The organism is Duganella sp. GW821-FHT01E12, from assembly GCF_059422325.1.
The window spans coordinates 818,755-831,894 of the sequence record NZ_JBWKWR010000002.1; the positions used below are offsets into that span (position 1 = coordinate 818,755).

Consider the following 13,140-nt stretch of genomic DNA (forward strand, 5'->3'; position numbering starts at 1 on the left):
ATGTGGATCACTAAAACCAGTATCCAGAATCCGGTCTTCGCCACCATGGTGATGGTGGCGCTGGTCGTGCTGGGCCTGTTCTCCTACCGCGAGCTGGGCCTGGAGGCCATGCCCAACGTCGACATTCCCGGCGCGATGATCGAGGTGAACTATCCGGGCGCCTCGCCGGAGGCGGTGGAGAACGACATCACCCGCCCGATCGAGGACGTGGTCAACACCGTCAGCGGCATCAAGACGCTGCGCGCCAACTCGTGGGAAGGCCGCGCCGGCATCTACATCGATTTCGAACTGTCCACCAATATGGACAAGGCCATGCAGGACTTGCGCGACAAGGTGGCGCAGGTGCGCCCGCGCTTCCCGAAAGAGGCCAAGGACCCGTTCATCGTCCGCTTCGAAGGCGAGAACAGCCGCCCGATCGCGCAGATCGGCCTGACCGCCACCGACCACTCGCTGCGCGACCTGTCGACTATGGCGGACCAGCTGATCGGCAAGCGCTTCCAGGGCGTGGCCGGGGTCGGCCAGGTGCGCCTGAACGGCACGGCCTCGCGCCAGATCCTGATCAGCCTACGGCCCAGCGACCTGAACGCGCAGGCCATCGGCGTCGACGAGGTGATCAACGCCATCCAGGCCACCAACACCAACCTGCCGGCCGGCTCGATCAGCTACGCCGGCAACGAGCAGCTGGTGCGGGTCGAGGGCAAGATGAAGGACGCGCGCGACTTCAACAAGATCATCGTGGCGCGCCGCGCCAACGGCCCGGTGTTCCTGGAGCAGGTCGCCACGGTGATCGACGGCGCGCAGGAAGAGCTGTCGGTGTCGCGCCTGAACGGCCAGCGCGCCATCACGCTCGACATCACCAAGGTGCAGGACGCCAACGTGGTCGAGGTGGGCAAGCGCATCCAGAAGGTGGCGGCCGAACTGCAGAAGACGCTGCCGGCCGACATCACGCTGACCGTGCTGAACGACGAATCGCTCAAGGTGCAGAGCCAGCTCGACAACGTGAAGGAGACCATCATCGAAGGCGCGGTGCTGACCATGATCATCGTGTTCTTCTTCCTGCACTCGTGGCGCTCGACCATCATCACCGGCCTGACCTTGCCGATCTCGGTGATGGCCAGCTTCATCGCGATGAAGTTCTTCGGCTTCACGCTGAACTTCCTGACCTTGATGGCGCTGTCCTTGTGCATCGGCCTGCTGATCGACGACGCCATCGTGGTGCGCGAGAACATCGTGCGCCACCTCGGCATGGGCAAGAACCACCGCCGCGCGGCCGAGGACGGCACCAACGAGATCGGCCTGGCCGTGATGGCCACCACCTTCGCCATCGTCGCCGTGTTCATCCCGGTGGCCTTCATGCAGGGCATCATCGGCCGCTTCTTCCTGCAGTTCGGCATCACCGTCGCGGTGGCCGTGCTGGTGTCGCTGTTCGTCAGCTTCACGCTGGACCCGATGCTGTCGTCGGTGTGGCCGGACCCGGTCAAGGACCGCTTCAAGTACCTGCCTTGGCTGGGCCGCTTCATGCACTGGCTGGAGGGCGGCGTCGAGAAGCTGCACGTGGTGTACGGCAAGGTGCTGGGCCTGGCGCTGCGCTGGCGCAAGCTGACGCTGGCCTCGGCCGCCGCGCTGTTCGTCGCCAGCCTGATGCTGGTGCCGATGATAGGCGGCGAGATGTTCCCCGACCAGGACAACGGCTGGATCAATCTGCACCTGAAGACCCCGGTCGGCTCCAGCCTGGAGTACACCGACAACAAGGTGCGCCAGGTCGAGGAAGCGCTCAAGGCCTTCCCCGAGATCGCCAGCGTGATCGCGGTGGTCGGCACGCAGGAAGGCCGCAACAACGCCCAGATCGACATGAAGCTGCAGGACCGCAAGAAGTACAAGCGCCGCTCGCAGAAGGAGCTGGAGGGCGTGGTGCGCGCGCGTCTGAGCAAGATCGCCGGCATCACCATGTCGGTGGGCTGGAAGCCGATCTTCATCGCCATCCTCGGCACCGACGAGGGCAAGCTCGACACGGTGGCCCACCATCTGATGGACAAGATGCGCAAGATCAAGGGCGTGGCCGATCTGGAATACAGCCAGGAAGGCGCCAACCCGTCGACCACGGTCAAGATCAACAACGAGCTTGCCAGCGACCTGGGCCTGTCGGTGCAGCAGATCGGCAGCGCGCTGCGCCCGTTCGTGGCGGGCGACACCACCAGCCACTTCCTGGCCGACGACGGCCAGAACTACGACGTCAACGTGCAGCTGCCCAAGTCGGGCCGGCAGAAGATCGCCGACCTGGCCGACCTGTCGCTGGCGTCGAGCAAGCTGGGGCCGGACGGCCGCCCGGTGATGGTGCCGCTGCGCCAGGTGGTGGACTTCGTGCCGTCGTTCAGCCCGCAGGTACTCAAGCGCCAGGCGCTGCAGCGCCGGGTGGCGGTGTACGCCTCGGTCGAAGGCCGTCCCGGCGGCGACGTCGACAGCGACGTCAAGAAGGCCATGAAGGAAATCGAACTGCCGGCCGGCGTGCGCTTCGACGTCGGCGGCAACGCCCAGGACATGGAAGAGAGCATGTCCTCGGCCATCATCGCGCTGGGCATCGCGGTGATCTTCATCTACCTGGTGCTGGCCTCGCAGTTCGGCAGCTTCCTGCAGCCGGTGGCGATCATGATGTCGCTGCCGCTGTCGCTGATCGGCGTGCTGGTGGCGCTGCTCATCACCGGCAGCACCCTGAACATCTTCTCGGTGATCGGCTTCATCATGCTGATGGGCCTGGTGACCAAGAACGCCATCCTGCTGGTGGACTTCACCAACCACGCGCAGCAGGGCGGCATGGGGCAGCGCGAAGCGATCATGTCGGCCGGCCAGGTGCGGCTGCGGCCGATCGTGATGACCACGCTGGCGATGGTGTTCGGCATGCTGCCGATGGCGATCGGCATGGGCGACGGCGGCGAGACGCAGGCGCCGATGGGGCGCGCGGTGATCGGCGGCGTGATCACCTCCACCCTGCTGACGCTGGTGGTGGTGCCGGTGGCCTACACCTATCTGGACAGCCTGGGCAAGCGCTGCGCCCGCTTCTTCAAGGGCAAGGCGCACGAGGAAGAGGAGGCGCTGCACGAGGCCATCGAACCGCTGCACGACATCAAGGCCCGCAACGAAGTGGCTTGATCGGAAAGTGCAAGTACAACGCAAAACCGGGCTGCATGCCCGGTTTTTTTTCGCGCTTATTCGGCGGCGGCTTCGCCGTCGGCGGCCTCGTCGGCTTCAGCTTCGTCCAGCTCGCCTTCCTGCGCCAGGCCGGGATTCTGCTTCAGCTCGGCCTTGCGCCGGGCTTTTTCATCCGCTTTTTTCTTTTTTTCCAGCTCACGCTGCCGCTTTTCATACGCGAAATTTGTCTTTGCCATTTGCCACCTCTTCTTTATACGGTTCGATTACCTGCTCACATTATGACGCAGTTACGGCCAACGCAAGTTTTTCAGCCTCGCGGATGATGTTGCGCATGCAAGTGCTTCAGGCGTTCGCGGGCGACGTGGGTGTAGATTTGCGTCGTCGAAATATCCGAGTGGCCCAGCAGTAACTGTACCACCCGCAGGTCGGCGCCGTGGTTCAGCAGATGGGTGGCGAAGGCGTGGCGCAGCGTGTGCGGCGACAGCGGCGCGGTGATGCCGGCCTTCACGGCATGTTTTTTAATCAAGATCCAGAACATCTGCCGCGTCATCGGCCCGCCGCGCGCGGTGACGAACAACGCGTCGTCCACCTGACCGTTGAGGATGACGCCGCGCGCTTCCTTGACATAGCGCTCGATCCACACCCGCGCCTGCTGACCGAACGGCACCAGCCGCGTCTTGGCGCCCTTGCCGGTGATGCGCAGCACGCCGTCGTTCAGGCTCAGCTCGAGCAGCTTGAGCGTGACCAGCTCCGACACGCGCAGCCCGCTGGCGTACATCAGCTCCAGCATGGTGCGCTCGCGCAGGCCCAGCGGCGTGGCGACGGCGGGCGCGGCCAGCAGGGCCTCCACTTGAATTTCGCTCAAGGTGTGGACGAAGCGGGCCGGCTGTTTGGCCGACACCAGCTTGAGCGTGGGGTCGTCGGCGATGCGGCGCTGGCGCAGCAGCATCTGGTAAAACCGCCGCAGCACCGACAGCCGCCGGTTCGACGAGGTGGCCTTGCCGCTGTCCTGGTGGCGGGCAGCGATATAGGCTTCGATATCGTGCGCGGCCACCGCCGCCAGCCCCGTCACCTGCGGCCGCTTCTTCTCCAGCCAGGTGGCGAACAGGCGCATGTCGCGCCGGTAGGCCTCGAGCGTGTTCTTCGACAGGCCGTCCTCCAGCCACAGGCTGTCGCAGAACTCGTCGATCAGAGCAGGGTTGTCTGTTGCCATGCGTATTCGCTCGATCCTTCGTGCGCCAGCAGCCAGCGCTTGATGCCCAGCAGGTAGCCGTTGGGGTCGTCGCTGTTGGCGAAGCCGCCCAGGCCGGACGAGGACGTCACGCGGTGGCAGGGGATCACCACCGGGAACCAATTGGCGCCGCAGGCCTGGCCCACCGCGCGCGGCGCCGAGCCGATGTGTTTGGCCAGCTCGCCGTAGGTGCGCACGCTGCCGCGCGGAATCGAGCGGATGGCGTCCCACACCTTGTGCTGGAACTCGGTGCCGGCGCGCCTGAGCGGCAGGTCGAAGGCGAAATCGGCGTCCTCGCAGTAGCGGGCCAGCTGCGTTGCCGCCAGTTCCGCCGCCGCGTCCTGCGGCGCCTTCGCATCAAAATGGGGCGGCAGGTAACACAGTTCGGTTATCAGACCACTTGCCGTGCGCACGCCCAGTTTTCCGAGCGGCAAGTCCAGCACGGCGGAAAACAATTCATGCTGCTGTTGTATTTTCATCACACCCTATGCACCAAAAAAGCCGGCTGAAGTTGTCGAAATGCACCATTTTGTTGCATTCAAACTACATTAAAAAAACCACACGGTTGCATTGTAAATCCGCGCCGAAGGCGACAGGCGAAAAAAAACGCACCTTGCGGTGCGTTTTCAAATCCTGCTTCACGTTCCCGGTCGTTTGCCTGTCCCCGTAGCGCGCTTGTGGCGGCCTGCAGCGACTATAACAACGACATTCTGTAAAACGTGTGTCTCCTCGATCTATTGCCGGTATTCAGTACCGTTTCTCTACACACTCCCCACCTACAATTCTGGGCTCTTGCTACCGGGGTGCATATCGATATGCACTTATCCCTGAGAGCGACGCAATCATAGCGTATCTATTTGGCTTTTTCTCCTTTTTTTTCGGTCCCGCGCGCCCCTTGCTTTAAACGTGAAACAAATTTGACGCACATCAGGAAAGTTGTGGTATTAGGCACGGTGTTGGCAAAAGACCTAGTAGTACCCCTCATTGCTTAGAGCCCAACAAAAATATAATTTAGGCGAAAATGTCGGATTTCCCGGCATCAATAAAATCCCAGAGACAAACCATGTTCACAAAACTGCTGGACCATCTGGAAGAGTGGATCATCACCTTCCTGATGGCAGGGGCCACCCTGATCATCTTCCTGTCCGTGGTACACCGCTACGGCACCGGCCTGCCCATCCCGGGCGTCCAGGATTACCTGCTGTCGCTGCACTTCGAGTGGGCGCAGGAACTGGCCATCATCATGTTCGTGTGGATGGCCAAGTTCGGCGCAGCCTACGGCGTGCGCATGGGCGTGCACGTGGGCGTGGACGTGCTGGTGAGCCGCCTGCCGGACGCCTGGCGCCGCCGCGCCACCTACGTCGCGCTGGCCTGCGGCATGTTGTTTACCGGCATCATCGGCACGCTGGGCCTGACCTTCGTGTGGGAGAACGGCATGCACTACGCGCTGTTCAACAAGCTGGGCCTGGACGTCAGCGCGCTGACCGAGGGCCCGACCACGCCCGACCTGGAATGGCCGACCTGGTTCATCTACTCGGTGGTGCCGATGGGCTCCTACCTGATGTGCTTCCGCTTCATCCAGGTGTCGCTGGTCTACTGGCGCACCGGCGAGATGCCGCACCAGGACGAAACCCAGGTCGAGGGCCTGGACGACGCGGAAGACGACGACATGTTCGCCGTCGCCCACCCGGCCCACGGAGGTGCGAAATGAGCGGCGCGACTGCACTCGATTCGGTCAAGGTCATGTCCAAGAAGCGCGCCGCGGCCTGGCTGATCGGCATCGCCGCCATCCTGCTGTCGGTGTGCGTCATCGGCGGCAAGGTCGGCATCGTGTTCGCGCTGCTGCTGGCGCTGATGTTGACCGGCATCCCGGTCTCGATCGCGCTCGGCCTGACGGTGCTGATGTTCATGTACCTGCTGACCCACGTGCCGGTCGAGGCGGTGGCGCTCAAGCTGTTCAGCGGCATCGAGAAGTTCGAGATCATGGCCATCCCGCTGTTCATCCTGGCCGGCAACTTCCTGACCCACGGCGGCGTGGCCAAGCGCATGATCAAGTTCGCCACCAGCCTGATCGGCCACTGGCACGGAGGCCTGGCGCTGGCCGGCATCATCGCCTGCGCCATGTTCGCCTTGGTGTGCGGTTCGTCGGTGGCGACGGTGGTGGCGATCGGCTCCATCATCCTGCCGGCCATGGTCAAGCAGGGCTATCCGAAGCGCTTCGGCGCCGGCGTCATCATCACCGCCGGCTCGCTGGGCATCCTGATGCTGCCGTCGATCCCGAAAGTGATCTACGCCATCTCCACCAACACCTCGATCGGCGCGCTGTTCCTGGCCGGCCTGTTCCCCGGCATCCTGCTGACCGTGATGCTGTGCACCACCACCTGGGTGCTGGCCAAGAAGAACGGCTATCCGCGCATGCGCAAGGCCACCTGGGGCGAGCGCGCCAAGGCCTTCAAGGACAGCGTGTGGGGCCTGATGCTGGTGGTGATCATCATCGGCGGCATCACCAAGGGCATCTTCACGCCGACCGAGGCGGCGGCGATGAGCGCGGTGTATTCCTTCATCATCTCGGTGTTCGTCTACAAGGACATGCCGCTGAAGAAGACGCCAGAAGTGCTGAAGAAATCAGCCAGCCTGAGCGCGATGCTGCTGTACATCATCACCAACGCCGTGCTGTTCTCCTTCCTGATGGCGCACGAGAACATCCCGCAGGCGATGGCGGACTGGATCCTGGCCAAGGACCTGGGCCAGGCCGGCTTCCTGTTCTTCACCAACATACTGCTGCTATTGGCCGGTAACGTGATGGAGCCGTCGTCGATCATCCTGGTGATGGCGCCCATCCTGCACCCGGCCGCGATCCGCCTGGGCATCGACGCCGTCCACTTCGGCATCATGATCGACGCGAACATGGAAGTGGGCCTGTGTCATCCGCCGGTCGGCCTGAACCTGTACGTGGCCAGCGGCATCTCGAAGATGAGCATCTCCGAGCTGACCGTGGCGGTGATGCCGTGGCTGCTGACGATGCTGGTGTTCCTGGTGATCGTGACCTACTGGCCGGGCTTGTCCTTGTGGCTGCCGAAGGCGATGGGGTTGATGTAGTAAAAAAAAGGGAGGCCGCTGGCCTCCCTCTTGGTTTAAAACGAGCTAAATTATTTAGCCGCTTCCTTGTTGATCGCCGAGATCAGGTCCTTGCCGATACGGCCCTCCATATCCTTCTGCACCGGCAGCAGCGCCTTGCGCCAGTCCGCCTGCTCCTTCACGCTCAGCGTGTAGATGGTGGTCTTGCCGGCCTTCTTGATCGCCTCCAGCGCCAGGTCGTTGTCGCGCTGGGCGATGGCCTTCTCGAACGTGGTGGCTTCCTTCATCGCCTTCTCCAGCGCGGTGCGGATGTCCGCCGGCAGGCCATCCCAGAACTTCTTGTTGACGATGACCGCATAACCCAGGTAGCCGTGGTTGGACACCGTCACATACTTCTGCACCTCGTGCATCTTCTGCGTGTACATATTCGACGGCGGATTCTCGGTGCCGTCGACCACGCCGGTCTGCAGCGCCTGATACACCTCGGAAAACGCCAGCACCTGCGGGTTCGCGCCCAGCGCGCGCATCTGCGCGTCCAGCACCTTGGACGACTGGATGCGCATTTTCAGGCCCTTGAAGTCGGACGGCGCATGCAGCGGCTTATTGGCCGACATGACCTTGAAGCCATTGTCCCAGAACGCCAGGCCGGTGATGCCCTTCGGTTCCAGCTTCTTCATCAGGCCCTTGCCGATTTCACCTTCGGTGACGTTATACAGCGCGGTCTTCGACGGGAAAATGTACGGCAGGTCGAACGCCTCGAACTCCTTCACGCCCAGCGGGCCGAATTTGGCCAGCGACGGCGCCAGCATCTGCACGGCGCCCAGCTGCAGCGCTTCCAGTTCTTCCTTGTCCTTATACAGCTGGCTGTTTGGATAGACTTCGACCTTGACGCGGCCATTGGTGGCCTTCTCGGCCAGCTGCTTGAAACGCTCCGCGGCCTGGCCTTTCGGCGTATCGGTGGCGACCACGTGGCTGAATTTGATGACGATCGGCGCCTGAGCGTAGGCATTGAAGCTGAGCGCCACGCTCATAGCCAGTAAAACGGATTTCAGTTTCATGAAGTCTCCAGAAGGGATTTAAAATATACTATTGTTCTAGTTTGACTGATTCTTACTAATCGTGGCAAGGGCAGCAACTGTGGAAAACCACAATGGCGCCGCCTTCCCAAGGCTTTACCCTGATTGTCCATGACCACCACACCAGCCACCGCCCCGCCGCGCCGCGCGCATTACAGCTCCTCGCTGCGCTGGCTGCTGCCCATCGTGCTGGTGCTGTTTTTTTTGGCGATCCTGATCTGGCTACCGTGGCAAGCGCGCCAAATGGAGAGCAACGAGCGCCAGGAGCAATTGATCGCCGACACACTGTGGGTCGAACAAACCATCCGCTTCCAGCTGGGCCGCGACGAAGACAGCCTGCGCGGGCTGGGCGCCGAAATCAGCGCCGGCAAGCTGCCGCCGGGGCAGATCCACGAACGCCTGGCGCGCCTGCTGAAGAATGGCCACGAGCTGCTGCGCGTGATCTGGCTGCGGCCGGACGGCAAGCTGGCCGCCAGCAGCGATCCGCAGGCCGCGCCGGTGGAGCTGTCGGCCGCCTCGCTGGCGACCATGGAGCTGTCGCGCAAGACCCGCCATGCGATGTACACCCAACCGGAAGCGCAGACGCCCAACCGGTCGGCCGCCCCCGCCGCCGTGCTGATGGACTACCACGTGCCGCTGTTCCGCGGCGACGAATACCTGGGCGACCTGGTGGCCACCTACCAAACCAGCGCGCTGCTCGACGAGATGGTGCCGTGGTGGTTCGCGCAGGACAACCAGGTCTCGCTGATCGACCGCGACGACAAGGTGCTGGCGCGCCGCGCCGCCGCCGGGCCGGGGCACGGCGTCTACACCCACAAGCGCGCGCTGGACCTGCCCGGCGCCACCATCACGCTGGTGACCGACAGCGTCAAGAGCGAACCGCAGCTGCTGCCCAACCTGCTGGTCGGCTCGGTGATCGTGCTGTCGCTGGGATTGTTATGGAGCCTGCTGGCCCTGTGGGGCCACATCTCGCGGCGGCTGGAGGCCGAAGGCGCGCTGCGCCAGCAGATGTCGTTCCGCACCGCGATGGAGAACTCGCTGGTGACCGGCCTGCGCGCGCGCGACCTCGAAGGCCGCATCACCTACGTCAATCCGGCGTTCTGCCAGATCGTCGGCTATCCGGCCGAGGAGCTGGTCGGCATGCTGCCGCCCATGCCCTACTGGGCGCCGGAAGCGATGACCGAATACCAGACCCGCTTCGCCTCCGTTTTGGCGGGCAACGTCACGCCGCAATTCGAGACCTTCTTCCAGCGTCCCGACGGCGAGCGCGTGCCGGTGCTGATCTTCGAAGCGCCGCTGGTCGACAATGACGGCAAGCAGACCGGCTGGATGGGCTCCATCCTCGACATCTCCGACCGCAAGCGCATCGAGGAACTGAACCGCCAGCAGCACGAAAAGCTGCAGGCCAGCGCGCGCCTGGCGACCATGGGCGAGATCTCGTCGATGCTGGCGCATGAGCTGAACCAGCCGCTGGCCGCCATCTCCAGCTACACCACCGGCGCGCTCAATGTGCTGGCGCGCGCCGCCGACAGCGGCGCGGCGGTCGACTGCAACGTCCTGCGGCCGGCGCTGGAACAGGCCAGCGCGCAGGCGCAGCGGGCCGGCCAGATCATCCGCAGCGTGCACGAATTCGTCAAGAAGAGCGAGCCGCAGCGGCAGGAAGTGGCCATCGCCTCGCTGCTCGACGGCATCCGCGCGCTGATCGAGCTGCAGGCGCGGCAAGCCTACGTCTCCTTCAACACCAGCATCCCGGCCGACCTGCCGCCGGTGCGCGCCGACCGCGTGATGATCGAGCAGGTGCTGCTCAACCTGACCCGCAACGCCATCGAAGCGATGGCGCACATCCCGCCGCAGCGGCGCATGCTCAACGTGGTGGCGGCGTACGATGCGGCCAGCGCGCAGGTCAGCGTGGCGGTGATCGACCAGGGGCACGGCATACCGGAGGACGTGGCGCAGCGCTTGTTCTCGCCGTTCTTCTCGACCAAGGCGGAAGGCATGGGCATGGGGCTCAACATCTGCCGCACTGCGATAGAATTCCACGGCGGCGCGCTGACCTACAGCGCCAATCCGCAAGGTGGCACCATATTTACCTTCGTGCTGCCGGCGATGCTGGCGGCCGCGGAACAGGAGACTTGAAGCATGCTGCATATCGTCGATGATGAAGCGGTCGTACGCGACTCGCTGACCTGGCTGGCCACGTCGCGCGGCATCCCCTCGCGCGCGTACGAGAGCGCGGCGCAGTTCCTGGCCCACACCGAGAGCGGGCAGTTCGACGCCGAAGGCGACTGCGTGCTGCTCGACGTGCGCATGCCGGACATGAATGGCGTGGCGGCCTTCGACCAGCTGTCCGCGCGCGGCCTGACGCAGCGCATGCCGGTGATCTTCCTGACCGGGCATGGCGACGTGCCGATGGCAGTGGACACGCTCAAGCGCGGCGCCTTCGACTTCTGCGAAAAGCCCTTCAACGACAACCAGCTGATGGACCGGGTGCAGGAAGCGCTGGCCAACTCGCGCCAGGCCGGCGCGATGGCGGCGGTGCACGCGCGCCTGGCCACGCTGTCGGCGCGCGAGCGCGAAGTGCTGGACCTGATCCTGGCGGGGAAGATGAACAAGGTGGTGGCCGACCAGCTGGGCATCAGCATGCGCACGGTCGAAGTCCACCGCGCCCACATCTTCGACAAGATGCAGGTCAAAACCGCAGTCGAGCTCGCCGGCCTGCTCAAATAAAAATGGGGTCAAGTCTGACATTCGGACACGAGCTCTGCTGTAGCGCGCTGCTACAGCAGAGCTCGTGTCCGAATGTCAGACTTGACCCCACTGTTTTATTGCGCGGCGATCCACTCGTCCACGACTTGCTCCAGCACCGGTAGCGGCACGTTGCCGGTCTCCAGCACCACGTTGTGGAAGGCTTTGATCGAGAACTTGTCGCCCAGCGCTTTCTGCGCCTTGGCGCGCAGGTCCAGGATGCGCATCATGCCGATCTTGTAGGCGCAGGCCTGCCCAGGCATGGCGACGTAGCGCTCCACTTCCGCCGCAGGGATGCCGTAGTCGATGCCCTGCTGGCGCGTCCACTTCATCGCGTGCAGGCCCGTGTCCACCACCAGTCGCCGCGCGCGGAACAGTTCCGCGTCCAGCTGCCCCAGATGGCCGACCACGTCGCCGTCGTACCAGTTGTTTTCCGCCGCAAGCTGCTCCGCATACAGCGCCCAGCCCTCGCCATACGCCGAGCCGACCGCGAACACGCGGTCGCGCCGGTAGCGCGGCAGCTTGTCGTTCTCCTGCTGCAGCGCTACCTGGAAGTGGTGCCCCGGTACGCCTTCGTGATACACCAGCGTGCGCATGCCGACGATGCGGAACTCCGGCCCCGGCATCGGCGCCCAGAAGATGCCCGGCCGCGTGCCGTCCTTGGCCGGCCCGGTGTAGTGCGCGGCAGCGGTCTTCTCGGTGAACGGCGGCTCGCGCTTGACCACCACCGGCGCCTTCGGCGTGACGTCGAACAGCTCCTTCGCCCGCGCCTCGGCGTCGCGCAGCACGCTGTCGTAGCGCGCCAGCAGCGCCGGACGCGGATCGGCCTCCTTCGGCTGCGAGTCCTTCTCCAGCTGCGCCATGCGCTGCTTGATGGTGCCGTCGGCGTAGCCCAGCGACGCCAGCAAGCCATCCATTTCCTTCTCGATGCGTGCCACTTCCCTCAGGCCGATATTGTGGATCTGCTCCGGCGTGTAGTCGGTGGAGGTCATCTGCTTGAGCAGCAGCGCATAGGCCTTGTCGCCATTGGGCAGGCGCCACAGGCCGGCGTCGTTGGTGGTGCGCGGCAGCTGCTCCTGCAGCATCGCGCGGGCGCGCTGGAACACCGGAATGATCGAGCGCTTGACGATGTCCTCGGCCGCCGCCGCGAACTTCGCCTGCTGTTCCGGCGTCACGTCCTTCAAGCCGCTCATGCGCTGCTTCAGCGTGGCGACGAAGACGTTGTCTTCCGGCGCGCCGTCGAGGAAGCGGTCCATCTGGCCGATCGACGATTGCGTCAAAAACGTCGGCATCAGGATGCCGCGCGCGCCCAGGCCGCGCGCCTGCAGGATGCCGGTGTCCATCTTGCCGGCCACCGCCTTCAAGCGCACCAGATAGTTTTCCACGTCGCGCTGGTTGCGGATCGGGTGCGCCTGCGTCAGGAAGTTCACCAGCTGCACATGCAGCCCGCCGAACTGGTTGAACACGAAGTTATAGTCCACATACGGCCACGCATCCACCGCCCCCTGCAGATTCCACGCGATGCTGGCGGCGCTGGCGCGCTGCTGCGGCGTGAGCGCCCGTTTGTCGATCCTGGCCAGCTGCGCCAGCGCGGTCTTGGCGGCGGCCACTTCGCCGGCGCGGTAGACGATGGTGTTGGGCGTCAGCTTGCGGTCCAACTGGTCCTGCTCCTTGCCGCTGAAGTACTGCTTCAGCGTGGCCTGCTCAGGATCGTTGCGCACCTTGGCGTTGGCCACCTTGTCGGCCCAGTCGTCGAAGCTCACGCCATGCGCGGCCAGCGTGAAGGATGCGCCGGCAAGCAGCGATATGAATCTGGTTGAAGTATGCATGGACGTGGACCTGATGATCGAAACGCCCGAGTGT

General features: G+C 64.2%; 10 protein-coding genes. 5 read left to right on the forward strand and 5 right to left on the reverse strand.

The window, feature by feature from the left end; translation table 11 throughout:
* Positions 1 to 3,147 (forward strand): efflux RND transporter permease subunit, encoded by a 3,147-nt coding sequence (locus AC07WS_RS08885; RefSeq protein WP_494728688.1) that lies wholly within the window; start codon positions 1 to 3, stop codon positions 3,145 to 3,147.
* 56 nt (positions 3,148 to 3,203) lie between these two features.
* Here AC07WS_RS08885 and AC07WS_RS08890 read toward each other — a convergent pair whose 3' ends face one another.
* From AC07WS_RS08890 to AC07WS_RS08900, 3 genes are all read right to left on the reverse strand, one after another.
* A complete protein-coding gene (locus tag AC07WS_RS08890) occupies positions 3,204 to 3,383 on the reverse strand; it encodes a hypothetical protein (RefSeq protein ID WP_494728689.1) in 180 nt (59 codons plus the stop codon).
* Positions 3,384 to 3,454: 71 nt separating this feature from the next.
* Positions 3,455 to 4,360 (reverse strand): site-specific tyrosine recombinase XerD, encoded by a 906-nt coding sequence (xerD, locus tag AC07WS_RS08895; protein ID WP_494728690.1) that lies wholly within the window; start codon positions 4,358 to 4,360, stop codon positions 3,455 to 3,457.
* Positions 4,336 to 4,857 (reverse strand): methylated-DNA--[protein]-cysteine S-methyltransferase, encoded by a 522-nt coding sequence (locus AC07WS_RS08900; RefSeq protein ID WP_494728691.1) that lies wholly within the window; start codon positions 4,855 to 4,857, stop codon positions 4,336 to 4,338. Before AC07WS_RS08900 ends, xerD begins: the two co-directional genes overlap by 25 nt.
* Before the next feature lie 584 nt (positions 4,858 to 5,441).
* Between AC07WS_RS08900 and AC07WS_RS08905 the strand changes: the two genes are divergently transcribed.
* Positions 5,442 to 6,089, forward strand: coding sequence for a TRAP transporter small permease (locus tag AC07WS_RS08905; RefSeq protein ID WP_494728692.1), 648 nt, complete (start codon positions 5,442 to 5,444; stop codon positions 6,087 to 6,089).
* Positions 6,086 to 7,477, forward strand: a complete 1,392-nt coding sequence (locus tag AC07WS_RS08910; RefSeq protein WP_494728693.1) for a TRAP transporter large permease — start codon at positions 6,086 to 6,088, stop codon at positions 7,475 to 7,477. The genes AC07WS_RS08905 and AC07WS_RS08910 overlap by 4 nt, the downstream gene beginning before the upstream one ends.
* Before the next feature lie 50 nt (positions 7,478 to 7,527).
* Here AC07WS_RS08910 and AC07WS_RS08915 read toward each other — a convergent pair whose 3' ends face one another.
* Positions 7,528 to 8,514, reverse strand: coding sequence for a TRAP transporter substrate-binding protein (locus tag AC07WS_RS08915; protein ID WP_494728694.1), 987 nt, complete (start codon positions 8,512 to 8,514; stop codon positions 7,528 to 7,530).
* 129 nt (positions 8,515 to 8,643) lie between these two features.
* Between AC07WS_RS08915 and AC07WS_RS08920 the strand changes: the two genes are divergently transcribed.
* A complete protein-coding gene (locus AC07WS_RS08920; protein WP_494728695.1) occupies positions 8,644 to 10,668 on the forward strand; it encodes a two-component system sensor histidine kinase NtrB in 2,025 nt (674 codons plus the stop codon).
* A gap of 3 nt (positions 10,669 to 10,671) precedes the next feature.
* The gene (locus AC07WS_RS08925) at positions 10,672 to 11,259 is read left to right on the forward strand and encodes a response regulator transcription factor (RefSeq protein ID WP_494728696.1); all 588 of its coding nucleotides are present in this window, start codon (positions 10,672 to 10,674) and stop codon (positions 11,257 to 11,259) included.
* Between the two features lie 95 nt (positions 11,260 to 11,354).
* Here the strand turns inward: AC07WS_RS08925 and AC07WS_RS08930 are convergent, their stop codons facing one another.
* Entirely contained in the window at positions 11,355 to 13,106 is a 1,752-nt protein-coding gene (locus AC07WS_RS08930) for a DUF885 domain-containing protein (protein ID WP_494728697.1), read from the reverse strand.
* Positions 13,107 to 13,140: the final 34 nt, after the last annotated feature.

Excerpts from the sequence above, each read along its gene's own strand:
- AC07WS_RS08885 (WP_494728688.1), top strand. The coding sequence starts at position 1 with ATGTGGATCACTAAAACCAGTATCCAGAATCCGGTCTTCGCCACCATG.
- AC07WS_RS08890 (WP_494728689.1), bottom strand. The coding sequence starts at position 3,383 with ATGGCAAAGACAAATTTCGCGTATGAAAAGCGGCAGCGTGAGCTGGAA.
- xerD (WP_494728690.1), bottom strand. The coding sequence starts at position 4,360 with ATGGCAACAGACAACCCTGCTCTGATCGACGAGTTCTGCGACAGCCTG.
- AC07WS_RS08900 (WP_494728691.1), bottom strand. The coding sequence starts at position 4,857 with ATGAAAATACAACAGCAGCATGAATTGTTTTCCGCCGTGCTGGACTTG.
- AC07WS_RS08905 (WP_494728692.1), top strand. The coding sequence starts at position 5,442 with ATGTTCACAAAACTGCTGGACCATCTGGAAGAGTGGATCATCACCTTC.
- AC07WS_RS08910 (WP_494728693.1), top strand. The coding sequence starts at position 6,086 with ATGAGCGGCGCGACTGCACTCGATTCGGTCAAGGTCATGTCCAAGAAG.
- AC07WS_RS08915 (WP_494728694.1), bottom strand. The coding sequence starts at position 8,514 with ATGAAACTGAAATCCGTTTTACTGGCTATGAGCGTGGCGCTCAGCTTC.
- AC07WS_RS08920 (WP_494728695.1), top strand. The coding sequence starts at position 8,644 with ATGACCACCACACCAGCCACCGCCCCGCCGCGCCGCGCGCATTACAGC.
- AC07WS_RS08925 (WP_494728696.1), top strand. The coding sequence starts at position 10,672 with ATGCTGCATATCGTCGATGATGAAGCGGTCGTACGCGACTCGCTGACC.
- AC07WS_RS08930 (WP_494728697.1), bottom strand. The coding sequence starts at position 13,106 with ATGCATACTTCAACCAGATTCATATCGCTGCTTGCCGGCGCATCCTTC.